The 24,224-nt window shown below is 60.5% G+C and carries 20 protein-coding genes; 13 read left to right on the forward strand and 7 right to left on the reverse strand.

The genetic code is table 11. The features are described 5' to 3' along the window. Positions 1-8 precede the first annotated feature (8 nt). Positions 9-1,877, forward strand: coding sequence for a hypothetical protein (locus BUC26_RS15780; RefSeq protein WP_208609810.1), 1,869 nt, complete (start codon positions 9-11; stop codon positions 1,875-1,877). A gap of 26 nt (positions 1,878-1,903) precedes the next feature. Next, positions 1,904-3,514, forward strand: a complete 1,611-nt coding sequence (gene hflX, locus BUC26_RS15785) for a GTPase HflX (RefSeq protein WP_084540704.1) — start codon at positions 1,904-1,906, stop codon at positions 3,512-3,514. Positions 3,515-3,544: 30 nt separating this feature from the next. Here the strand turns inward: hflX and BUC26_RS15790 are convergent, their stop codons facing one another. From BUC26_RS15790 to pyrE, 3 genes are all read right to left on the reverse strand, one after another. Continuing rightward, positions 3,545-4,018 (reverse strand): PilZ domain-containing protein, encoded by a 474-nt coding sequence (locus BUC26_RS15790; RefSeq protein WP_073377555.1) that lies wholly within the window; start codon positions 4,016-4,018, stop codon positions 3,545-3,547. Positions 4,019-4,152: 134 nt separating this feature from the next. Continuing rightward, entirely contained in the window at positions 4,153-4,323 is a 171-nt protein-coding gene (locus BUC26_RS23805; protein WP_167369266.1) for a dual CXXC motif small (seleno)protein, read from the reverse strand. Further along, positions 4,320-4,877, reverse strand: coding sequence for an orotate phosphoribosyltransferase (gene pyrE / locus BUC26_RS15795; RefSeq protein WP_073377556.1), 558 nt, complete (start codon positions 4,875-4,877; stop codon positions 4,320-4,322). Before pyrE ends, BUC26_RS23805 begins: the two co-directional genes overlap by 4 nt. Positions 4,878-5,076: 199 nt before the next feature. On the opposite strand from pyrE, the gene glmS reads away from it, so the two are divergent. The 8 genes from glmS (at position 5,077) to der (ending at position 15,013) form a co-directional block, all read left to right on the forward strand. Beyond that, on the forward strand, positions 5,077-6,918 hold the full coding sequence (gene glmS / locus BUC26_RS15800) for a glutamine--fructose-6-phosphate transaminase (isomerizing) (RefSeq protein WP_073377557.1): 1,842 nt from the start codon (positions 5,077-5,079) through the stop codon (positions 6,916-6,918). 24 nt (positions 6,919-6,942) lie between these two features. After that, positions 6,943-8,112 carry an exo-beta-N-acetylmuramidase NamZ family protein gene (locus tag BUC26_RS15805; RefSeq protein WP_073377559.1) on the forward strand — a complete coding sequence of 390 codons (1,170 nt, stop codon included), beginning with the start codon at positions 6,943-6,945 and terminating at the stop codon, positions 8,110-8,112. Positions 8,113-8,132: 20 nt separating this feature from the next. Next, positions 8,133-9,173, forward strand: coding sequence for a UDP-3-O-(3-hydroxymyristoyl)glucosamine N-acyltransferase (lpxD, locus tag BUC26_RS15810; protein WP_073377560.1), 1,041 nt, complete (start codon positions 8,133-8,135; stop codon positions 9,171-9,173). Positions 9,174-9,422: 249 nt separating this feature from the next. Then, positions 9,423-9,875 carry a 3-hydroxyacyl-ACP dehydratase FabZ gene (gene fabZ / locus BUC26_RS15815; protein WP_073377562.1) on the forward strand — a complete coding sequence of 151 codons (453 nt, stop codon included), beginning with the start codon at positions 9,423-9,425 and terminating at the stop codon, positions 9,873-9,875. 63 nt (positions 9,876-9,938) lie between these two features. Continuing rightward, a complete protein-coding gene (gene lpxA, locus BUC26_RS15820; RefSeq protein WP_073377563.1) occupies positions 9,939-10,736 on the forward strand; it encodes an acyl-ACP--UDP-N-acetylglucosamine O-acyltransferase in 798 nt (265 codons plus the stop codon). Between the two features lie 5 nt (positions 10,737-10,741). After that, positions 10,742-11,590 carry an LpxI family protein gene (locus BUC26_RS15825; protein ID WP_073377614.1) on the forward strand — a complete coding sequence of 283 codons (849 nt, stop codon included), beginning with the start codon at positions 10,742-10,744 and terminating at the stop codon, positions 11,588-11,590. 45 nt (positions 11,591-11,635) lie between these two features. Next, on the forward strand, positions 11,636-13,615 hold the full coding sequence (locus BUC26_RS15830; protein WP_073377564.1) for a sugar phosphate nucleotidyltransferase: 1,980 nt from the start codon (positions 11,636-11,638) through the stop codon (positions 13,613-13,615). A 48-nt stretch (positions 13,616-13,663) separates the two neighbouring features. After that, positions 13,664-15,013: a ribosome biogenesis GTPase Der gene (gene der / locus BUC26_RS15835; RefSeq protein ID WP_073377566.1), complete on the forward strand. Its 1,350-nt coding sequence runs from the start codon at positions 13,664-13,666 to the stop codon at positions 15,011-15,013. Between the two features lie 403 nt (positions 15,014-15,416). Here the strand turns inward: der and BUC26_RS15840 are convergent, their stop codons facing one another. From BUC26_RS15840 to ftsY, 3 genes are all read right to left on the reverse strand, one after another. Next, positions 15,417-16,601 carry a pyridoxal phosphate-dependent aminotransferase gene (locus BUC26_RS15840; RefSeq protein WP_073377567.1) on the reverse strand — a complete coding sequence of 395 codons (1,185 nt, stop codon included), beginning with the start codon at positions 16,599-16,601 and terminating at the stop codon, positions 15,417-15,419. A gap of 62 nt (positions 16,602-16,663) precedes the next feature. Continuing rightward, positions 16,664-17,500: a J domain-containing protein gene (locus BUC26_RS24440; RefSeq protein ID WP_279626306.1), complete on the reverse strand. Its 837-nt coding sequence runs from the start codon at positions 17,498-17,500 to the stop codon at positions 16,664-16,666. Beyond that, positions 17,497-18,678 carry a signal recognition particle-docking protein FtsY gene (gene ftsY / locus BUC26_RS15850; RefSeq protein WP_073377569.1) on the reverse strand — a complete coding sequence of 394 codons (1,182 nt, stop codon included), beginning with the start codon at positions 18,676-18,678 and terminating at the stop codon, positions 17,497-17,499. Before ftsY ends, BUC26_RS24440 begins: the two co-directional genes overlap by 4 nt. A 298-nt stretch (positions 18,679-18,976) precedes the next feature. Here ftsY and BUC26_RS15855 point away from each other — a divergent pair, with 298 nt between their 5' ends. The 3 genes from BUC26_RS15855 (at position 18,977) to selB (ending at position 22,738) form a co-directional block, all read left to right on the forward strand. Then, positions 18,977-19,933: an Mrp/NBP35 family ATP-binding protein gene (locus BUC26_RS15855; RefSeq protein ID WP_073377570.1), complete on the forward strand. Its 957-nt coding sequence runs from the start codon at positions 18,977-18,979 to the stop codon at positions 19,931-19,933. 233 nt (positions 19,934-20,166) lie between these two features. Continuing rightward, the gene (locus BUC26_RS15860; RefSeq protein ID WP_073377571.1) at positions 20,167-20,796 is read left to right on the forward strand and encodes an MBL fold metallo-hydrolase; all 630 of its coding nucleotides are present in this window, start codon (positions 20,167-20,169) and stop codon (positions 20,794-20,796) included. A gap of 10 nt (positions 20,797-20,806) precedes the next feature. Beyond that, entirely contained in the window at positions 20,807-22,738 is a 1,932-nt protein-coding gene (selB, locus tag BUC26_RS15865; protein WP_073377573.1) for a selenocysteine-specific translation elongation factor, read from the forward strand. Between the two features lie 25 nt (positions 22,739-22,763). On the opposite strand, the gene tilS is transcribed toward selB, so the two are convergent. After that, positions 22,764-24,164, reverse strand: coding sequence for a tRNA lysidine(34) synthetase TilS (gene tilS, locus BUC26_RS15870; RefSeq protein WP_073377574.1), 1,401 nt, complete (start codon positions 24,162-24,164; stop codon positions 22,764-22,766). Between the last annotated feature and the right edge of the window lie 60 nt (positions 24,165-24,224).

The raw sequence follows: 24,224 nt of genomic DNA on the forward strand, positions 1-24,224 counted from the left end.
GACCGGGTATGGCGATCGAGAAGAGAAAACCATCCTGGCGGCGCTGGGTCGGCTTCGGCGCCGTGGCCGTATTCCTGGTCGTGCTGGTGATCGGCATCTATCGCGAGCTGCAGGTCAAACGACCGAGCGAGATCGCTATTACCGCCTCGGGCCGGGTCGACATGTGTCTGTTCTGCCATACCACGGAAAAGCTCGATGCGGCCCACGACGGCAGCGTTATCGGCTGCACCCCCTGTCACCTCGGTGATCCGCTGGCCATCGACAAAGAACGGGCGCACCGGGGCATCGTCAACAATCCCGGTGATCTGCGTATTGTCGAGCGGACCTGCGGTGTAGAAGGGTGTCACCCGACCGACCCGAACAAGGTGGTCAACTCGCTGATGGCCACCAATCGCGGTATCCTCGGAACGCTGCTCTATTATTGGGGAGAAAGCGATTCCCAGGATACCGAACTGACCGTCGAGGATCTGCTCGACAGCGATCGCACCTCGCTTGCCATCGATTATTTTCGCAAGCTCTGCGCTACCTGCCACCTGTGGAAGCAGAAAAACGACCTGCCCGGCGTGGCCGGCTTTTTCAACGAGAAGGGCGGCGGCTGTTCGGCCTGTCATTTCATTATGCCGGCCGGACACGAACGGCCGTCGGTTACCGAGGCCGACGATTCGCTTGGCACCACCGGCGGTAACGGCGATGACGAGGAATATATCCACCCGCTGATAACCAATACGGTGCCCGACGACAACTGCATCCGCTGCCACAACCGATCCGGCCGGATCGGTTTGGCCTATATCGGCGTTTTCGAATCAGAAGGCTACGGGACCCCTTATGAAAAGGGAGGATTGTCGTCGCAGCGCATGCCCGGGGAACGATTTTACCTGGAGCTGGCCGACGATATCCACCATCGCCGGGACATGTCCTGCATCGATTGCCATACCCGCGACGAGGTCATGGGTGACGGTACCAGCTATGCCCACTATGAGCAGCAGCTGGAGATCTCCTGCGAGGTCTGCCACCGCGACGAGCCGGGATTGACCAGGAAGAACAACCTGCTGACCAATGTCGTAGAGCGTGACGGCGGCTATAAGCTGGTCGGCAAGAACAACGAGCGGCTCTACGAACTGCGCCGGCCGAATCGTCAGGCCTGCGAGTTGCCGGCCCACCGACGGGTGACCTGTGAGGCCTGCCATTCGACCTGGGTACCGCAATGTTACGGCTGCCATGTCCGCCGCGATGAGTCCAAGACGCACCTGGACAAACTGAGCCTGGAAGAGACCCCGGGCCGCTGGGAAGAAGGGCGGTCCTATATCCGCTACCAGAAACCGATGCTCGCCGTCTGGGGCGAGGAAGTGGTCATCGTGACGCCCGGTTGCCAGGATATCGTCAGCCTGTTCGACGAGGGCGGTGAGCTGACGGGCGGATTCAACCGTTTTACGATGGCGGCCATCAACCCGCATACCACCCAGGAGCAGGGGCGGAGCTGCGTCGACTGCCACGCTTCGACGAAAACCGTCGGGCTCGGCGAGGGGACCCTGGCTGTGGTCGACGGCCAGGTCCGCTTTACACCGCTCGATCAGGGCGTGCAGACCGTGTCCGGGGTGACCGTCGGCTTCGATGTCTTTGTCGAACTTGACGGCACGCCGCTGCAGCACGGTTCCCGGGCCGACCTGCGGCCGTTCAACGGTGATGAACTGCGCAAAATCCTGCGTGTCGGGCTTTGTGTCAGCTGTCATGACAGCTATGAAGATCCGCTCTGGCAGGATTATACCGACCAGACGATCTGCCCCCGCCCCGGGGCCGATAATGCCCTGGCCCGGGCCCGCTGGCCGGAGCCGGCCGAGAGCGGCAGTGGCCCGCTCAACCGGGAGGTTCGGCCATAAGCACGATCTGCGGACATATTGAAGGCTTGAAGAAGAGCCAGCGGCGCCTCCTCGAGCGGATCGGCAGCCGCCGGGTGCCCCGGGACCTGATCATCACTCCAGAGATGGCGCGGACGATCTGTGAACTCTCTTTTGAGCTCAATCGCCAGATCGGCGTTTTGATCCATCGGTCCGGCAAGATCGAGATGGTCATCGTCGGCGACCACAGTTCGCTGATGATCCCGGCCCTTTCCCAGGTGCGCGCCACCGAAGGGCGACTGCGTGGCCTGCGGCTGGTCCACACCCATCCCGGCGGCGAAGATATCACCGACGACGACCTGATGGATCTGCTCTTTCTGCGGCTCGATCTGGTGGCGGTGTTGAAGATCACCCGGGACGGTCTGCCCGAACGGCTCTACAGCGCCCATTTGGTGCCCGCCGGCGGGGACGAGAAGATGTGGCGCTTTCTCGAACCGGTTCACCCGGCGGCCCAGCAAGATTCGTTTGGTGATCTCGTCGAGGCGCTGGAACAGGAGTTCAGCCGCCGGCAGCACACCGCCGAAGTTGACCGCGGCCGGGATCGAGCGCTGCTGATCAGTGTCTCTACCGAGCCCCGGCACCAGGCCGAGGCGTCGTTGCACGAGCTTGCCGAACTGGCCCGCAGTGACGGAATTATCGTGCTCGACCAGATTCTGCAACGGCGCTCCCGGATCAACCCGCGGCTCATCCTCGGTAAAGGGCGCCTGAGCGATATTATTATTCAGGCCCTGCGGCTCGACGCCAACCTGCTGCTTTTCAACCAGGAACTCAACCCGTCGCAGATCCGTTCGATCACCGATTTTACCGATCTGCGGGTCATCGACCGTACCCAGCTGATCCTCGATATCTTCGCCCACCGGGCGATGAGCCGGGAAGGCAAGCTCCAGGTCGAGATGGCCCAGCTCAAATATCTGCTGCCGCGTCTCTCCTCCCGTGACGACGCATTGTCCCGGCTGACCGGTGGTATCGGCGCTCGCGGGCCGGGTGAGACGAAACTGGAGATCGACCGGCGGCGCATCAACGATCGGCTGGCCCGGCTCGCCAAGGAACTCAAGGCGGTCGGGCGGGAGCGCTATCGTCGCCGGGCTCGGCGACGCAAGAAAGACCTGCCGGTGATCTCGCTGGTCGGCTATACCAATGCCGGCAAGTCGACCCTGCTCAATACGCTGACCGACAGCGCCATCGTTGCCGAGGACAAACTCTTCGCCACCCTCGATCCGACCAGTCGAAGACTGCGGTTTCCGGAAGAGACGGAGGTCATTATCACCGATACCGTCGGCTTCATCGATAATCTGCCCGAAGACCTGCTGCAGGCCTTTAAGGCAACCCTGGAGGAACTGGCGGAGGCGGACCTGCTGGTCCATGTGATCGATTATTCCAATCCGGCCTACCGGAGGCAGATGGCGGTGGTGCAGAATCTGCTTTGTGAACTGGAACTCGATCAGCTGCCCTGTCTGCAGGTATTCAATAAAATCGACCGGGTATCGATGACCAAGGAGAAATGGGCACAGGTCAATGGTGAGGGGGTCGCGGTCAGCGCCCTGGATACGCGCACGCTGGCGCCGTTTCTGAGTGAGGCGCAGCGGCTGATGAAAAAGGCAATCGCCGGTCGTTCCTGACCGTGGTGACCACCATTTTGGACTAAATCTTCAGGGCTGCAGGTAAAAGCCGAGATCCTTCTCAAAGGCCTGGTGGCTGTTGAATTCGCAGCCGATCAGGTTGTTGTCCACCGAGCGGACGACCACCTCTTTCTGTAACCGGCTCTGTTTGCGATTATCCAGCGTGAAATCGATCAATGCCCGCTGGCCGATCTTGATCGAGTGGACGCCGGACACGGTAAAGCCGATGCCGCTTCTCGACAGATCTTTAATCGCAACCTGGCCGCCACCGCCGCCACTGGACAGGATGCGGTAGGTGCCCTTCAGGTCCGTCTGTTTCCGGTACATCCGTCGAAACTCGAGGTGGACCGGGAACGAGAGGCCACAGGAACAATTGACCTTGATGGTGTGTTTGCGGCCGCGATACTGGTCGACCCGTGCCTGTCGCGTCAATCCGCAATGGGGACAGGTTATGGTCGCCCGCCCGTCATCGGAGACGTAGTTTCTTTCTGAAATTTTTACCATAGAAGTGCTGACAGACAGAACGTTTTCCCCTGATTTTTATGTTTCTATCTATGATAGTGATTTTGGGCTGCAGGTCAAAGAAAATGCGCCTTAATTGTCTGTCAGGCCCATTATTGTCCAGGCCGGTCGGTCGATCAGTCGTAGATGCCGGCGTTGTATTTCTCGAGAATCAGCTCTGTTTCTTCGTCAAGCTGGTCGGCGACTTCGTGGAGGGCGTACTGCCGGCCGCAGAAGGTGCAGCGCATGCGGATCCGGCGACAGCTGCGCAGTACTTCAAGATCGGTCTGGCAGTGGGTGCATTTCATGGCAGGGCTTGCAACTCTTCCCTGGTAAACAGGGCTTTGAGCGGATAGCCGCGGGCCGCGAGCGTTTCGCCACCACCTTCCTGGCGATCGACGACGGTGACCACGAGGCCGACCGTAAACCCGGCCGCCTCGACCCGATCGATAACGGTCAGCAGGGTACCGCCGGTGGTCACCACGTCCTCGATCAGCGCGACGCGGCACCCGGCCGGCAGGTTTTTCAGGCCTTCGATGGATGAGCCGGTGCCGTGCCCCTTGGCTTCCTTGCGGACGATAAAGGCTGGTATCGGCATGTTTTCCAGATAACTGACGATGGAGACCGCGGTGACCAGCGGATCGGCGCCCAGCGTCATGCCGCCGACCGCACCAATCGGCTCATCACCACTGCGGATCAGGTCAAAGAGCAGGCGACCGCAGAGGTAGCCGCCCTCGGCACTGAGTGTCGTCTGCTTGCCGTCGATGTAAAAGTCGGACGTTTTGCCGGAGGTCAGTGTAAAGTTGCCCCGGCGATATGATTTTTCCAGCAGAATCGTTTGCAGCCGTTGTCTCTCGTCCATGCCTGTTTCCGGGTATTTGGTCTTTTTTTTCAGCGGGTTGACAAAACGTGATGGTACTCTTTTTTGCCGCGAAGGCAAAGAAAAAACTCGCCAAACAAAAAAAGCTAATGGTATCCTGAGCAGCCGGAAGGATCTCCACAACGGGGCGGCATTACGCCGGCGCCGTTGTCCATCTCAGCGCTTGATCGAGGGACAGACTATGTGCGGAATTGTTGGCTATACCGGAAAGCGGCGGGTCGTCCCGGTATTGATGGAAGGACTGAAGCGTCTCGAGTATCGCGGCTATGATTCGGCCGGCGTGGTCTACCTGCTCGACGGCAACCTGGTCAGATATCGCTGTCAGGGCAAGCTGTCCGGTCTGGAGACGGTGGTCGAGGCGGTTCTCGGGGTGGGATCCCATACCGGTCTCGGCCATACCCGCTGGGCCACTCACGGGGCGCCGACCGAGCAGAACGCCCATCCGCATACCGACTGCAGCGGTCGGTTGGTGGTGGTGCATAACGGCATCATCGAAAACTACCACTCGCTGCGCGAGGAGCTGCGCGAAAAGGGCCATGTCTTTACCTCGGAGACCGACACCGAGGTGCTTGCTCACCTGATCGAGCAACACCTGCACGACGACCTGGCCGAGGCGGTCAAGACCGCACTGCGCCGGGTCGAGGGATCCTATGCCATCGGTGTCATGTCCGCCGATCATCCCGGTATACTCGTTGCGGCCCGGAACCACAGCCCGCTGGTGCTCGGCGTCGACGAAGACGGCTCGTCCTTTATGGCCTCTGACATCCCGGCCCTGCTGCCCTATACGAAACAGGTCATCTTCCTCAATGACGAGGAGATGGCGGTTCTCACCGACGGCGGGCGGCGGCTCTATTCGCTGGCCAGCGGCCGGGAGATCGAGCGGGAGATCAGCGTCATCGACTGGAGTGCGGCGATGGCCGAAAAAGCCGGCTATAAGCATTTCATGCTCAAGGAGATCTTCGAGCAGCCGCAGGCCATCACCAATACGGTGCGCGGACGAATCAACCTGGAGACCGGCGAGGTGGTGCTGCCGGAGATCACACTCGGCGAAGAGGACCTGCGGGCCATCGAGCGAATCTACCTGGTCGCCTGCGGCACCTCCTGGCATGCCGCGCTGGTCGCCAAGTACTGGATCGAAAAGTATGCGGCGATTCCGGTCGAAGTCGATATCGCCTCTGAGTTCAGGTACCGGAGCTTGCTGGTCAACGAGCGGGTGTTGACGCTGGCCATCTCCCAGTCGGGTGAGACCGCCGATACGCTGGCCGGCATCCGGCGGGCGGCAAGACTCGGCTCGAAAGTGATCACCATCTGTAACGTGGTTGGTTCGACGATGACCCGGGAGGCGGACGGCACCATCTACACCCATGCCGGTCCCGAGATCGGGGTGGCCTCGACCAAGGCCTTTATCGCCCAGCTGGCCGCGCTGTTTCTCTTTACCCTCTATTTGTCGCAGTTGAAGCGCTCGATACCGGTGGAGCACCGGCGCCGGCTCGGCCAGCACTTGATCGATAGTGCCCGTGTCGTGCAGGAGCTGCTGCCGAAAATCCGGGAACAGATCGGGACGATGATCGAATCGTTCTACCAGTGCCGCGATTTTCTTTTTGTCGGTCGGGGGCTTAATTACCCGATCGCACTGGAGGGAGCGCTCAAACTCAAGGAGATTTCCTATATCCACGCCGAGGGCTATGCCGCCGGTGAACTGAAACACGGGCCGATCGCACTGATCGACAAGGATATGCCGGTGCTGGCCATTACCCCGAAAGATTCGGTCTATCAGAAAACGATCTCCAACATCGAAGAGATCAAGGCCCGTCAGGGGCGCTTGATCCTGATCGGCACCGAAGGGGACACGCAATTGGAGAAGATCACCGAGGATGTCATTTATCTGCCGGCGGTCCATGAAGATCTCAATCCGATCATCTATACCATACCGGCCCAGCTCCTCTCCTACGAGATCGCCGTGCGGCGGGGGTGCGACGTCGACCAGCCGCGCAATCTGGCCAAGAGCGTAACCGTTGAATAACCCGTTGACAGACGGCGCGAAGAGATGAACGTGCGCTTGGGCATAGATCGTCTGCTCGCCGAGGAGCCGCCCTGGCGGCGCGGCGCCCGGCTCGGCCTGCTCTGCAACCATGCCTCGGTCGGCGCGAGTCTGGAGCATTCGCGGCTGCTGCTGGCCGGCCGGTTCGGCGGCGAGATGCGGTGCCTGTTTTCTCCGCAGCACGGTTTTTTTGCCGAAAAACAGGACAACATGGTCGAATCGGAGCACCTGACCGACCCGGTCACCGGGTTGCCGATATTCAGCCTCTACGGCGAGACCCGGCGACCGACCGAGTCGATGTTCGAACGCATCGATGTGCTGCTGGTCGATCTGCAGGATGTCGGCACCCGGGTCTATACCTTTATCTACACCATGGCCTATTGCCTCGAGGCGGCGGCCCGCTGGGGCAAGAAGGTGGTGGTGCTGGACCGGCCCAACCCGATCGGCGGCGAGGCAATCGAGGGAAACCTGTTGACCGATCGATTCACCTCGTTTGTCGGCCTCTACCCGTTGCCGATGCGTCACGGCCTCACCATCGGGGAGTTGGCGCTGCTTGTCAACGGTGAGTTCGACATCGGCGCCGACGTGGCCGTGGTAACCATGCAGGGATGGCACCGCGCTCAGTATTTCGACGAAACCGGCCTGCACTGGGTCTTTCCGTCACCGAATATGCCCACTGTCCAGAGCGCCGTCGTCTACCCGGGTCAGGTGATCTGGGAGGGGACCAACGTTTCGGAAGGACGCGGTACGACGCTGCCGTTCGAGCTGGTCGGGGCGCCCTATTGGCGGTCCGGTGAGATACTGGCCGCAGTCAAGAAGACGGAGTTGCCGGGGTGTCTGCTGCGGCCGCTGGCCTTTGAGCCGACGTCCGGCAAGTGGGCGGGACAGAGCTGTTTCGGCTTTCAGCTGCACGTCACCGATCGCCGGCAATTTCTGCCGTACCGCACCTCGCTGGCCCTGCTCCAGGCGGTAATGCACCGCTATCCGGAAGACTTTGTCTACAAACAGCCGCCCTATGAATACGAGTACGACACCCTGCCGATGGACCTGATTCTCGGTGACGATCGGGTTCGCAGGCGCCTCGAGGCGGGCGAACCGATTGCTGCCATCGAGCGCGACTGGCAGGATGGACTGGCCGCCTTCGATGCATTGCGGCGCGGTTATTTTCTGTATTGATTCCAGGAAGGAGATACCTGATGAAGGAGAAACAGACAGTCGGCCGGCTGGCGGCGCTGGTCGACGGCGAGGTCGTCGGTGATGCGCAGCTGCCCATCTCCGGCTTCGGCCCGCTCGATGCGGCCGGTCCCGGCCAACTCAGTTTTCTGGCCAAGGCGGCCGGTCGCGCCCTTCTCGAGCAGTCGGCGGCGGCGGCTTTTATCGTGCCGGCCGACTTCACGGCGGCCGGCACGACCCTGATCAGGGTTGCCGACCCCTATCTGGCCGCGGCGATCATCCAGAATGCGTTGCTGCAGCGCCCGTTCGTCGCTGCCGGCATCCACGAGCGGGCGGTGATCGGGACCGATTGCCGAATTTCGCCCGAGGTCAGCGTCGATGCGCTGGCGGTGATCGGCGATCGGGTGAGAATCGGCGAGCGGGTCACCATCGGGGCCGGCGCGGTGATCGGCGACGACGTCAGTATCGGCGACGATTGCATGATCCGGCCGAACGTGACCATCGAACCGCGCTGCGAGATCGGCAGTCGGGTAACCATCCATCCCGGCACGGTGATCGGCAGCGACGGCTACGGCTATGCCACCGATCGCCGGGGATGCCATGTCAAACGACCGCAGCTCGGTATCGTGCGCATCGGTGACGATGTCGAGATCGGTGCCAACACTTGTGTCGATCGGGCGACCTTCGGGGTGACCTGGATCAAGTCTGGCACAAAAATCGATAATCTGGTACAGATTGCCCACAACGTTATCGTCGGTGAAAACAGCCTGCTCGTCTCTCAGGTCGGCCTGGCAGGTTCGACCACCCTCGGCCGCAATGTGGTCTTTGGCGGCAAGGCTGGTGCGGCGGGGCACCAGCACATCGGCGATCGCTCCATGGTAGCCGGCAAGGCCGCGGTCCACGGCGATCATCCGCCCGATTCGCAGCTGGCCGGGACACCAGCCATCCCCGCCAAACAATGGTTCAAGGCCGCCAGCGCGTTTGGTAGGTTGCCGGAGATCGTCAGGGATATCAGGCAGCTGAAAAAACAGCTGGCCCGATTGCAAGAAAACGAGCACCGATAAACGCGCAAAACACGGTCGCTTCGTGAGGTCATGGCAGTCGACCCGGCGTCATCCGGGCCGGTTTATTCGATGCCGTTAAAGGGGAGCTTGAAAAACTCAAAATTTCGTTCAAAATCGAGGCGCAAGAAAATTTTACCGCAGTCATATGCTTGATATTCAGAGGATAAAATTTGATTGCGAAACGATGAGGTTGGACGGAATGACAATTTTTCAAGGTTCCCTAAAGATCATCGTCATGAGGAAAAGTTGATGGAAGATATCGCTGTGAAAGAACCCATAGATATCATGGGCATCATGCGCCTGCTGCCGCATCGTTATCCGTTTCTGCTGGTGGACCGTATCACCTCGTTGGTGCCCGGCAAGACGGTGACCGGCATCAAGAATGTGACGATGAACGAGCCGTTTTTCCAGGGGCATTTCCCGTCGAGACCGGTAATGCCGGGGGTGCTCATCCTGGAGGGGATGGCCCAGGTCGGCGGTTGCATGGCCTATCATTCGCTGCCCGACACTATCGGTGAGAAACTGATCTATTTTGCCGGCATCGACCAGGCGCGGTTCCGCCGGCCGGTCGTTCCCGGTGATCAGGTAGTCTTTCAGCTCGAGCTGATAAAGATGAAGCGTATGGTTATGGTTATGGACGGGCAGGCTTTTGTCGATGGACAGCTCGTTGCCGAGGCGCGGTTGATGGCCAGTTTTGGCTAGACGGCTGGAATACGGTGGCAACCCGAAAGATAAATTACGAGATATAAACGGAATACACGTTCTATGAGCATCCACGAAACAGCGGTTGTCGATCCGACGGCCGAGCTTGATTCCTCGGTGATCGTCGGCCCCTATGCAGTAATCGGGGCCGACGTCAAAATCGGGGCCGGCACGCGCATTGAACCCCATGCGGTGGTCAGCGGCCCGAGCACCATCGGCGAGCGTAACATGATCGGTTCCTTTGCCACCGTCGGCGGCGCCCCACAGGACATGAGCTACCGGGGTGAGCCGACCGAACTGATCGTCGGCAATGACAACCAGATCAGGGAATACGCCTCGATCCACCGGGGCACTCCCGGCGGCCGGGGCAAGACGGAGATCGGCAACAATTGCTTGCTGATGGCTTATATCCATATCGCCCATGACTGCCGGATCGGCGACAATGTGATCATGGCCAACGTCGCCACGCTGGCCGGCCACGTCCAGGTCGGCGAACGGGCTTCGATAGGCGGCCTGGTCGCCGTGCACCAGTTTTGCCGGATCGGCGCCTACTCCTATATCGGCGGGGTTTCCGGCCTCAGTCTCGATGTGCCACCATACGTGATCGTCGCCGGTATCCGCGACCGGACCAGGGTCTCCGGCATCAACAAGGTCGGTCTGCGGCGCAACGGCTTCAGCCGGGAGACCATCGGCAATCTCGAAGCGGTCTTTCGCATCATCTACCGCTCCCCGAACCTGCTGCTGAAAGACGCCCTGGAACTGGCCCGTAAAGACTTTCCAACGTGTCCAGAGGTAGCTCGGATGGTCGAGTTCTTCGAGACCTCCAAACGCGGCGTGGTGCGACGCACGGAAGAGGATTGAGCGCGGTGACGGGTCAGCATGCAGGTGAGCCGATCGGCATTATCGCCGGTGGCGGCCAATTCCCGCTGCTTTTCATCGAGGCCGCCCGGGCCGCCGGACGGCAGGTGTTTGTCGCCGCCCATCGTAGCGAAACCGACGAGTCGGTAGCCGATGCGGCCGACCGAGCCTGCTGGGTTAAACTCGGACAGCTCGGTAAAATCATCTCCTTTTTCAAGGAGCATGGGGTCAGCGAGACCGTGTTTCTCGGCACGATCACCAAGACCCGGATCTTTCGAGACGTCCTGCCGGACTTGAAAGGGTTGACGCTGTGGAACAAGATCGACAGCAGGCAGGACGATGCGATTCTCCGGGCGGTGGCCGATGCGCTCGAAAAAGAGCAGATTCGGGTGCTTGAATCGACACTGTTCCTGCGTCATCTGCTGTTCCCGAAAGGGGTGCTGACCAGGAAAAAGCCGTCGGCCGGGCAGCGCCGAGATATCGAGTTCGGCTGGCGCAACGCCCGGTCCATCGGTGAACTCGATATCGGCCAATGCGTTGTCGTGCGCGACTGCTCGGTGATGGCGGTGGAAGCGATAGAAGGGACTGATGCCGCGATTCTGCGTGGCGGCGCGCTGGCGCGGGAGCAGGCGGTGGTAGTTAAGCTGCGCAAGCCGCGCCAGGACTTCCGCTTCGACCTGCCGGCCACCGGGGTCGGAACCATAACCTCGATGCGTCAGGTGCGCGCCGCGGTGCTCGCCGTCGAGGCCGGTCAATCCCTGCTCTTCGATCGCGACCAGATGATCGATGCCGCCGATGCGGCCGGTATCGTCGTCGTCGGCGTTGAAGAACGTGCCGACGGGACGCTCGATTATTAACCGCGGCGTTACTATCTTGATTGCCGCAGGAAAGGTGGCTATCCGATGCAGGCGATGATTCTTGCGGCCGGGTTTGGTACCCGGCTGCAGCCCTATAGCCTGGTCAGGCCTAAACCGTTGTTCCCGGTCCTGAACCGGCCGCTGCTGCTGGCCACTATCGAGCGGCTGCAGGCTGCCGGCTGTCGCCGGATCGTCGTCAACTGCCATCATCTCGGCGAGCAGATCGCCGCGGCGGTTGCCGGTCTGGAAGGGGTCGAGTTGCAGCTTGAGCCGGCCATCCTCGGCACCGGCGGCAGTCTGGCCGAGGCCGCCGAGCGACTGGCAGACGAGCCGCTGCTGGTGAGCAACGGCGATATCTACCACACCATCGATTTTCGGCAGCTCTACGAATATCATGTCCGCCAGGACCACCTGGTCACCATGGCCTTGCATGACTGCCCGCGCTTCAACACGGTGCAGACCCGGGGGGATCGGGTGACTGGTTTCGGCACAGCGACAGCGATCGGCACGCCGGGCGCGCTCGCCTTTACCGGGGTGCAGGTGATCGATCCGCGGGTCCTAGCCACTATGGACGAGCGGCGACCGCTATGCATCATCGAGCATTACCGGAGCTTGATCGGTGCCGGAACCGCGATCAATTGTCTGGTCTTCTCCGATCCCCAGTGGACCGATATCGGTACCGTCGAGGAGTATCTGCGACTGCATGGCGATCTGCTGACCGGTCGTACACCGCTCTGGCCGGAACTGGTTCACCCGACCGGCGACGGGGTGTTGATCGATACCGCTGCCGAGCTTCATCCGGACTGCCGGATCGAGCCGTGGGCCTGCATCGGTGCGGCCCGCATCGAATCCGGGACGGTTATTGCCCGGTCGGTGGTATGGGACGGCGCCGTCGTTACCGATGACCGTCCGCTGATCGATTGTCTGGTGGCGCCGCCATTACTGGGCACACCGCACGGCGTCCCCGGCCGAGCGATGACCACCACGCTGCGCGGCGAGATCGGCCGGCTGCTGATCAACAGCGGTCTGGTTGAATGTTCGGCGAACGGCGACCGGGAAGTGGCGCTGCAGCCGCTGCACGGTGACGGCTCCAGCCGCCGCTTCTTCCGGGTCTTTTGCGGTGCTCGGCCGCTGTGTCTGGCGGTGTTGCCGGCCGGCAACAGCGAACGCGAGCTGGCCGAATCTCGTTCTGCGGCAACCCTTGCCGACCATCTTGATCAGGCCGGGGTGCCGGTGCCGCGGCTGCTCGGTGTCGATGAGCAGCGCACCATTCTGCTCTTCGAGGACCTCGGAGACTGCCGGCTGCACGATCTGCTGCTGCGCGATCGATCGGCGGCCCTGGCCTGGTATCCGGAGGTCGTCCGGCACCTGGCCCGGATGCAGGTGCGGGGTGCGGCGGGTTTCCGGGCTGATTGGTGTTTCGATGCACCGGTGTATGATGAGCAGGTGATGATCGAACGGGAGTCGCTCTATTTTGCCACCGCCTTCTGGCGCGATACGCTCTTTGGCGATGAGGTGACGGGGCTTCGCGAGGAATTCGCGGAGCTGGCCAGGCGAGCTGCCGCCGATTTCGAATTGCTGTTTCTGCACCGGGATTTTCAGAGCCGTAATATCATGATCAGCGACGGCAGGGTGCGTATTATCGATTTTCAGGCCGGGCGACTCGGTCCGCCCGGCTACGATGTCGCTTCCTTGCTCATCGACCCGTACGCGGCGTTGTCCGGGACCCTCCAGGACGAACTGCTGGAGGGCTATCTGGCGGAAATGAGGCAACTCGGCGGCGTCGATGTGGACAAGATAAGCGCCTCCTATCCGCTGCTGGCGGTGCAACGCAACCTGCAGATCATCGGCGCGTTTGCCTATCTGTCGGGGCGGCGCAAGAAACCTTTTTTCCGTCGCTATATCATGCCGTCGCTGATCATGCTGCAAAACCGGCTGACCGAGCAGATGTTTGAAGATTTTGTGCTGCTGCGCCGCACCGTCTCGGCGGCTATTTCCGGCTATCGACAATCGATCAGGGGTTGAATTCCCCTTGCCGACACCCTTTCACTACGCGCGCGGAGAAACGAAATCATGGACCATCAAGCACCTGCAATTGTCGCTTTGATCGGCAGACCCAATGTCGGCAAGTCGACTCTGTTTAACCGGATCACCCGATCGCGCAAAGCCATTGTCGACCCGACGCCGGGCGTCACCAGGGACCGTCACTATGAACGGGTCCTATGGAAGGACCGGCCCTTTATCCTGGTCGATACCGGCGGTATCGATGACAACCCGAACGACGAGATGGTCACCACCATCCGCGGACAGGCGCTGGCCGCCATCGACGAGGCCGATGTCATTCTCTTCCTGATGGACGGCAAGCAGGGGTTGCTACCGGCCGATTTCGAGGTGATCGAACTGCTGCGCCGGGTCAGCAAAAAAGTCCTTTATGTGATCAATAAGATCGACGGGCCGGAGCAGGAGCAGGAATTGCTGGCCCCGTTTTACGAGCTTGGAGTGGAGCCGCTCTGGGTCGTTTCGGCGGAGCACAAATATGGTTTTCCGACCCTGATGGATGGTCTGGTGGACGCCCTGCCGGAGGAGACTGCCCCCCTCGACTTGCCGGAAAACACCATTCGGCTCGCCTTTCTCGGGCGGCCCAATGTCGGAAAATCGTCAATGATCAACCTGCTGCTCGGCGAGGATCGGATGGTCGTGTCGCCCGTTTCCGGTACCACCCGCGATTCGGTGGACACCCTGCTCAGCCACAAGGAGAGAAACTACCTGTTGATCGATACAGCCGGAATCAGAAGAAAAGGCAAGACTACCGAGAAACTGGAAAAATTCAGCATCCTGAAGGCGCTGGCGGCCCTTGGCCGATGCGATATCGCGGTGGTGCTGTTGGACGCGGAGGAGGGGATTACCGAGCAGGATGCCAAGATCATCGGCTATACCCAGGACCATGGCCGGGCACTCATCCTGCTGCTCAATAAATGGGACCTGGTGGCGGACGACCGGAAACGGCAGCAGCAGATGCTCGAAGAGATCGGCCGAGCCGTACCCTTTGTCGGCTTTGCCCCGCTGCTCAGCGTCTCGGCCAAAACCGGTTACGGTTTCAAGCGTCTGTTTCCGACGGCTGGTTCGGTGCACCGGCAGTTTACCGCCACCTTTCCGACTGCGGCACTGAACCGGCTGCTCGGCGATGCAGTCGAGCACCATTCGCCGCCGATCTACAAAAACAAGCGGCTTAAGTTTTATTACACCACCCAAATCGGCACAGCCCCGCCGACATTCGTCATCATGAGCAATAGCTCCAAGGGCGTGCATTTTTCCTACGAGCGGTACTTGACGAATCGCTTCCGGGAAGGGCTCGGACTCGACCGAGTGCCGATCCGCCTGATCTTCAAAGATAAATCGCAACAGCGCAGCCGGCGGTCTTAACCAACGGCGGGACAAATCTCAACCATCGGCGGGACAGGTTTTAACCTGTCCTCCGCTAACTTCTGTCCTTCGCCAACTCTTGCCTACCGCTAACTTCTAAACTCCTCTCCTGCGCTGTAGTTCAGCCAGCAAGCAGCCAGGGCGTAACTCTGTTTTATAGACTGGTCGCCCTGCGCATGGTTCCCATTACCTCCGGCTGCTGCGCTGCGGCCTGATCGGCTGGCTTCCGAGGCCGGCAGACAGGCCATCCATGGCCTGGCCGCCGGCTGCGGACGTCCTGTCCGCAGCCCTACGGGCCTGATTCTCCAGCCCGCCGGGCCTCCGCGATGCATCCTCCGGCAATGCGAACCATGCGGTTGTATCCTGCGGCTGCCGGGTCGAATCTGAATTGGTTGATCTGATCTTACTCGCGGGCCCGGTCGAAGGCTGTCTTGAAGCCGGCTGCCGAGCGGGCGATGACCTGGTCGTCGGTGCAGAAGGCGAGTCGCATATGGCCGGGTGAGCCGAAGCCCCGCCCCGGTACGGCCAGGATTTTTTCCTCCTGCAGCAGCGCACAGAAGCGGACGTCATCGTCGATCGGCGTTTTCGGGAAGAGATAAAAGGCGCCTTTGGGCGCGAGAAACTGGTAGCCGATATCGGCCAGCAGCGAGCAGAATAGTTCTCGCCGCCGGGCGTAAATCGATGTGTCGCTGGAAACATCCTGCAATTCGGCGACCACCCGCTGCATGAAAGCGGGTGCATTGACGAAGCCGAGGATCCTGGTGGCCAGGGTCATCGCGTCGAGCAGTGCGGTTTTATCGTCGGCCTGTGGGTGAACGGCCAGATAGCCGATTCGCTCGCCGGGCAGGGACAGGTCTTTGGAGAAAGAGGACAACACGATACTGTTACGAACAAGCTGAAAAATCGGCGGCACCACGCAACCATCGAAGACGATCTTGCGATACGGTTCATCGGAGATCAGGTAGATGGTCGAGCCGAAACGGTTGCCGACTTCCTCGAGCAGATCGCCGAGCGCGCTGATCGCCGCACCATCATAGACTTGGCCGGTGGGGTTGTTCGGCGAGTTGATGATGATCGCCCGGGTCTTCTCGGTGATGGCCGCGGCAATGGCCGGGAGATCGAGGTTGAACTCCCCGTCAGTGTGGACGACCACGGCCGAGCCGCCGTGATTGTCGATATAAAACCCGTATTCGACAAAATAGGGCGCCAGCACGATGACTTCCTCACCGGGGTTGAGCAGGGCCTTCATCACCACATTAAGGGCGCCGGCGGCGCCGCAGGCCATCAGCAAGTCGCCGTGATCGATGGTGACACCCTGTTCGGTCGACATCCGGGCGGCGATGGCCTCCCGGACCCAGGGCAGACCGCCGTTGGGCATATAGCTGTGCTGACCGGGCGTGGTATCCCGGGCTGTCTCCTGCAAGATCTCGCGAAACTGCGGCGGCGGCGGGACGTCGGGGTTGCCGAGGCTGAAGTCGCAGACTTGGTCGGCGCCGTACTGGATCTTGAGCTTGGCGCCCTCTTCAAACATCTTCCTTATCCACGAGGATTGCGCGGAGAACTGCTTCATTTTTTCGGATATGGCCATGATTCCCTCACTGGTTGTCTGGCGCTGTCCCTGCGGCGGCTGGTATCGGGGGCGCCGTCTGGTCAGGCGAATTTTTTCTTGAAATAATCGTACGCACTGTTGATTTCCTTCATTTTTTCTTCCGCCACGGAGCGGAATTCATCCCCGAGGTGGGACACCTTGTCGGGATGGTATTTCATGCTGAGTCGGCGATAGGCCTTTTTTATGGTCTCCATGTCGGCGCCCGGTTCGAGACCGAGGACCGCGTAATACTGGCTGTCGCTTTCCCGGGCGGTGGCGGTCTGCTGCTGCCGGCGATAGGTGTACTTGGCCTCGATGGTGCGCAGGTCGTAGTCAGCGATCCCGAGAAAGACAGCAATACGCCGGGCGGTCTGCAATTCGTTGTCCGGCGGTGGATCCTTGGTGAAGATGATCTGATAGATCAGTTCAAGCAGGATCAGACGCGGCTCGTAGGCGAAGGTGGAGCGAAATTCCTGGAGCAGCATCTCGAGGGATTCGGTGGCACCGGTCGCTTCCTTGATCAGGTTTTTAACCCAGGCCATCTGGGTCTGGTTGTAGCGCAGGTTGACCTGGAAGAAGCGCTGGATGGTCTGGACTTCGTCCCGGGAGACGTGCCCGTCGAGCTGAGCGATCTTGACTAGAATTCTAACCAGCAGCCAGACGAAACGGTTGTGACTTTCGGTCTGCGACGCTTCGTAGGTGGCGATGCGGTTTCGCGCCCAATAGGAAAAGCCCCAGAACAGGGCGATAAAGAGCAGGACCGCAAAAAAGCCGGAGAAAAAGAGAAAGCCGAGCAGGTTGATCAACGCCGGGGCGCCGCCGGTGACAAACACGATGAGCAGCAGAATCAGCAGGCAGCCGCCGCAGCCGGGCGGTTGCCGTTGTTGGTAACGCATCATGACTCAGAAGTGTGGAGCTGGTCGGAAGAATGGTCGTCGTCGCTTTCGGTCGCGAACAACGCCTCGATGAATTCGTCGGCATCGAAGTCGCGCAGGTCGTCGATCTTCTCACCGACGCCGATGAAGCGGATCGGCAGTTGCAACTCCCGGGTGATATTGGCGACGATGCCGCCTTTGGCGGTTCCGTCCAGTTTGGTCAGAGCGATCCCGGTTACCCCGATCGCCTCGTTGAACAGGGTGGCTTGGGAAATGCCGTTTTGGCCGGTGGTCGCGTCGATCACCAGCAGCACCTCGTGCGGTGCGTCTGGCAATTGTTTGGTGATGACGCGTTTGATCTTTTTCAATTCATCCATCAGGTTGGCGCGGGTGTGCAGGCGGCCGGCGGTGTCGATCAGGACCACGTCATAGCCCTTGCTGACGGCCATGGCCATTGCATCGAAGACCACCGAGGAGGGGTCCGCGCCCTCATGCTGGGCGATGACTCGGGCGTCGTTGCGCTCGCCCCAGATCTTCAACTGGGAGATGGCCGCCGCCCGAAAGGTGTCGGCGGCAACGAGCAGCACGGATCTGCCGGCGGCGTGGAATTTGGCCCCGATTTTGCCGATGGTGGTGGTTTTACCGACGCCGTTGACGCCGACGACCATCATCACGAACGGTCCCTGTTGCGGCATAACCAGTTCGGCAGGGCGGTTGGTGGCGGTGAGATAGGATTTCAGAGCGTCCTTGATAATATGCTTGAGCTGCTGCGGGTCGGATAGGTTGTCACGCTTGACCTGCCTGCGTGCCGTTTCCAGCAGTTCCATCGTCGTGGCGATGCCGAGGTCGGCGGTGACGAGGATCTCTTCGAGTTCGTCGAAAAGGGCGGCGTCAATCTGTTTTTTGCCGAGAAACAATTCATCGATGCGCTGGGTAAACGACTCCCTGGTTCGGGCTAGCCGCTCCGAGAGTTTTTTGAAGATGGACGGGGACGATTTTTCGGGCTTTTCCGGGGGGACAACAGCAGCGGGAGGCTTGGTCGGAGGCGCGGTTTGCGCCACCGCCGGGTCGGTTATTTCCGGTTCTTCGATGGTTGCGTCCGGTTCTTCTCCGGGTGCGTCAGCCGGTTGCTGTCGCGAAGCATCATCTTCGGGACTGTCGGGGAAAGGGCTCTTTTTTTTCTTACGAAACCAGCCGAGCATACATGTTATCCTGTAGAGGTTGATTGCCGGTCGCCTCTGTGTCGGTGCTGGAGGCACCGGACAGGCGGAACGGGCATCTCTGTCGATACCAAGTCAACACTGTATATTACGGGCTTGGCGTGCAGAACGCAACAAAAAGAGCGCGTTTGCTCGTCGTGTCGCACCATGGCGCAGAAGGCGATCAGATTTGCATTTACACAAAATGAGTTGCTTTTCAGGTGAGCGGCATTAATGTAGAGTCGCCGTTTCAGATTGAATCGGCATTCATACACTATTCTTTGTTTCAGGAGGAAGCAGCATGTCTCAATCATGTGATAGTAGCGGTTCGTGTGCTACCAAAGCAACCAAGGAATCGCAACAGGCGGCACTGGCCCAGCAGGATAACGCCATCACCCGGTCGCTGGGAAAGATCAAAAACAAGATCCTGGTGATGAGCGGCAAGGGCGGCGTCGGTAAGTCCACGGTTTCCGTCAATCTGGCACTCAGTCTTGCCCAGCAGGGCTATCAGGTCGGCCTTATGGATGTCGACATCCACGGACCCGACGTAGTGCGGATGCTCAACCTGCAGGGGACTCTCGAAGCACCGTCCGCTCCCGACGCACTGGTCCCGCCGCTGCGCTACAATGACAACCTCAAGGTCGTGTCCCTGGAATACATGATGCGCGATCGGGACGAGGCGATCATCTGGCGTGGTCCTCTCAAGATTCAAGCGATCCGACAGTTTATCGCCGACATGGATTGGGGCGAGCTCGATTACCTGATTATCGATGCCCCTCCCGGCACCGGCGACGAGCCGTTGACGGTGGCGCAGACGATTCCGCTGGTCAAGGCGATTGTGGTGACGACGCCGCAGAAAGTGGCCTTGGCCGATGTCCGCAAATCAATCAATTTCTGCCGCTCGGTCAATGTCGAGATCGTCGGTGTGGTCGAGAACATGTCCGGCTTCGTCTGTCCGCACTGCAATCAGACTGTCGATATCTTCAAGTCCGGCGGCGGCGAGGAAGTGGCCCGAGAGTTCGATCTGCCGTTTCTCGGCCGGGTGCCGATGGATCCGAAGGTCGTTGCTGCCGGGGATGATGGTGTGCCGTACCTCTCTACGACCACGGACAGTCCGGCGGTGCAGGCGTTTGGTGAGATCGTTGCCGCCATCGAACGGCGCCTGCCGCCGGTGGCCGCCCCATCCCCGCTGAAGATGGCCGGTGCCGGAGCCTGTGCTTGTTCATCGGGTGGTTGCGGTTCGCAGAAAGGTTCGTGAGGGACTTTCCTTTTTTCGCCGGAGATGGCATGATAGATGCCACACTGCGATGGGTGTCAACCTGCAAACCAATGGGGAGCTTGGAAACATCGGAATTTCGACCAAAATCGAGGCGCGCAAGATAATTTCTACCGCAGGCATAGATGATATTCCGAGGATAAAATTTGATTGCGCAACGATGAGACCGGGCGGAATGGCAATTTTCAAGGTTCCCCAATGATGATCGGATTATTATGAAAGTGGAACAGCATATTGTCGGAATGATGGGGGTCTGCTGTTATGTGCTCAGCTGTGAGAAAACCGGCAAAGCGGCCATTGTCGATCCCGGCGGCGACGAGGACCGGGTGCTGGCCGCGGTCGACCGGGCCGGGCTCGAGGTCGTGTCGATCATTGCCACCCACGGTCACCCCGATCATGTCTGCGGCAATCGCCGGATCAAAGAGGCGACCGGCGCCCAAATCATCATGCACGCGGCCGACGACGATTTCTTCAATCAGCCCAATATCAAGAATTATTTCTCGATGCTCGGGCTCGAGGAATCGCCGCAGGCCGATCGGCGTGTCACCGACGGCGATGTGATCACCATCGGTGAAGAATCCCTGCAGGTTATCCACACGCCGGGCCACACCCCCGGCGGTATGTGTCTCTATAACCCGCCCGATCTGCTCACCGGTGACACGCTCTTTGTCGGCGGCATCGGGCGGACCGATTTTCCCGGCGGCTCGCATAACGAACTGATCGCTTCCATCGTCGAAAAATTGCTCGTCCTGCCCCCCGAGACCGTTGTCTGGCCGGGCCACGGTTACGGCGGTAGCCGTTCGACCATCGTGGAAGAACACCGCTCCAACCCCTACCTCAGATAACCGCTTTTCCATGCGTGAAATTGTTCTCGGGACCGCCGGCCATGTCGACCACGGTAAAACCAGTTTCATCCGTGCGCTGACCGGCATCGAGACCGATCGGCTGAAAGAGGAGAAGAAGCGGGGCATCACCATCGAACTGGGCTTTGCCTACCTTGATCTGCCGTGCGGACACCGTATCGGTATCGTCGATGTGCCGGGCCACGAGCGTTTTGTCAAAAACATGGTGGCCGGGGTTACCGGCATGGACCTGCTCGCCTTTGTCATTGCGGCCGATGAAGGGATCATGCCGCAGACCCGGGAGCATTTCGATATCTGCCGGCTGCTCGGGGTTGATGAAGGATTCGTGGTGATCACCAAAAAGGATCTGGTCGACGAGGACTGGCTGGAGATGGTCATCGAGGAGGTTGACGATTTCTGCCGCGGCAGTTTTCTTGAAGGGGCGCCGATTGTCACGGTCTCATCGGTCAGTGGCGAAGGGCTCGATCAGGTGATCGACATTATCGATCAGTTTGTCCGGCAGCACCAGTTCACCGAGGCCTTCGGGCCGTTTCGGCTACCCATCGACCGGGTTTTTGCGATGAAGGGCTTTGGCGCCGTCGTAACCGGCACGTCGATTTCCGGCCGCACCGCGCTCGGCGACGAACTGCGCCTCTATCCCGGCGACCGTAGCGCCAAGGTGCGCGGTATCCAGGTGCATTCCCGGACGGTGGACGTGGTCGAGGCGGGGCATCGCACGGCGATCAACCTCCAGGGAACCGAACTGGAAGAGATCAGTCGCGGCATGGTGCTGGCCACGCCGGGGTGTCTCGAAGCAAATTTCATGCTCGACTGCTCATTGTTCTATCTGCCGGCCAACCAGAAACCGCTCAAGCATCGCACCCGGGTACGCGTCCACCTCGGTACCGCCGAGCTGACCGGCCGGGTTTCCCTGCTGACCGCCGATGAAATTAAGCCCGGCGAGGAGCTGCCGGTGCAACTCCTGCTGGAGGAACCGGTCGCAGTCTGGCCGGGCGATCGCTACGTTATCCGCAGCTATTCGCCGGTGGTGACCATCGGCGGCGGCGAGGTGCTCGGCAGTCAGGCGCCGAAAAAACGCAAGCGGTTGGCGGAAAAAGACCGTGCCTACAATGAATCGGTGTTTCAGATCCTGCAGCACGGCAGCGTTGAGGACAGGCTGCTGCTCTTTCTGAAAGAGGCCTGGACCATCGGACTGACGTTTGACCAATTGGCGGTCCGGCTCGGGATATTCGGCAAGCAGCTGACGAAACTGCTCGGCGTGCCGTTGTCGGCCAAACGCATCGTTGTCGTCGATTCGGCGGCGCAGCGCTACCTGGCAAAGGAAGCCGCGGACGATGTGACCGCGACCATCGTCTCTTCGCTGACCGCCTACCACCAGTCCCATCCGTTGAAAAACGGCCTCTCCAAGGAAGAGGTGCGCTCCGGGTTCAAGAGCCATGTCAACCCGAAGGTGTTCAACTATTGTTTAAACGAGCTGTTGCGCAAAAATGTGGTGGTGCAGGAAGAATCGGTGATTCGCCTGGCCGGCCACCAGGTGGCGCTGAAGGCCGACGAGAAACAGCTGCGGAGCGACCTGCAGGCCTGGTACCGCCAACGCGGCCTGATGACCCCGACCGTCAAGGAAACGTACGAGCGCTTCGCCGACTACCCGGCCGAGCTGGTCAAGAGTGTGATCGATCTGTTGCTCAAGGACGGCACCCTGATGAAGGTCAGCGAGGCGCTGTACTTCGATGCCGCCCAGTTGCAGGATCTGCAGGAGAAGGTAACGGCCCATCTGCGGGAACACGGAGAGATCGACGCCCCCGGCTTCAAGGAGCTGAGCGGCCTGACCAGAAAGTTCTCCATCCCGATCCTCGAGTACCTGGATCGGATCAAATTGACCATCAGGATCGGCGATAAGCGGGTCCTGCGCAAGAAGGGCTGATTCGGCCATCAAGCAGCAGTGCCGTTTACGATTCTTCGTTTCGCCACACGATGGCCAACACTCGTCTGGTCTGCTCGCTTATCCTGACTCGATCACTAATGACCAACCCGGGGATGGCGACGATGTCCGGGCCGCAGGCGAGGACCGGATAGCGGTGCCGCCGGTGGCGCGGTATCTTGCGGTCGCTGAGCAAACGATTGACCTTCTTGCTGCCCGGCGCTCCGATCGGCACGAATCGTTCGCCGGCGGCCGGGGCCCGGAGAACCAGCGGAAACGGGGCAAGATCACCATCGATCAGCAGCGTTCCACCATCGGGTGTCCCCGGCGCTGGTGCCAGCGCCAGTTCGATCGAGGCGGCGTGGTGGGGGAGCGGGTAGATACCCGGGCCGTCAAGTGTCAGCACCGCTCCGAAGCTGTCAGGGTGACCGTGTCCCGGTTGCCTGGTGTGTGTTGAAAAGACCATGGTCTGTCCAATTTTTCGGGCACGGATGGTACCGGGCAGGTCGAGGCGGGCGCCGTCTTTTCCCGAGGCAATGCACTGCAGCAGATCCTCGATGTGTCGGAAACTCGGCCTGCTGCCGCTCTGCCAGCAGATCTTTTCCAGCAGCCGTCGCTGCAGGGCCCGGTGCAGGTCGTTGAAGGGTGCCAGCGAAAGAGTGAATCCGGCGGCAGCTGTCCCGGATACCAGATCACCATAGTGGCTGTCGACAATGAGGCGCAGATAATCGTCATCACCGGAACAAATCGCCGCCATGCTGCGCAGGGTTTTCCTGATTGCGCTGTTGTACCCCCGTTCCAGCAACGGCAACAGCTCGAGGCGCACCCGGTTACGCAGAAAGCGTGTCGAGAGGTTGCTGCTGTCGACGGTTGAAGCGATGCCGCGTGCATGTAGATAGCTCGCCAGTTCCTGTTTGCTGACGCCGAGCAGCGGGCGAATGATGCGGCCGTTTTTCCAGGCCATGCCGGCCAGTCCCTGGAGGCCGGTGCCCCTGATCAATCTGATCAACACTTCCTCGGCCTGATCGTCGCTGGTATGACCGACGGCAATCGATTCGGCGTCGCAGGCTGATCGCACCTGTTCCAGGGCCCGGTAGCGAAGTCGCCGGCCACAGGCCTCGAGGGATTCGCCGCTGCGCTGCCGCTCCTTTCTCACGTCGATCGCGACAATGCGGCAATCCTGCGCCAGCCACCGGCAGTGGTCTTCGACCAGCCGCTGCTCATGGATTGTTTCTTCCGGACGTAGACCGTGGTCGACATAGACTGCCGTCAACCGGCAGCCGGGCAACAGGTCGGCGAGCAGGTGGAGCAGGGCGACCGAGTCGCTGCCGCCGGAAACACCAACGACCAGGTGCGCATCGGCGGTGACCAGCCGGTGGTGACTGATCGCTTGCCGGACAGCGGCGTGGAGGGGCGTGCTTGTCGTCATGGCGTTGATGGCATCAAAAAGTCCGATTTGGTGAGCTTTTTGTTTGCTTTGCGAAATCTT

Source organism: Desulfofustis glycolicus DSM 9705 (assembly GCF_900130015.1).
GTDB lineage: Bacteria > Desulfobacterota > Desulfobulbia > Desulfobulbales > Desulfocapsaceae > Desulfofustis > Desulfofustis glycolicus.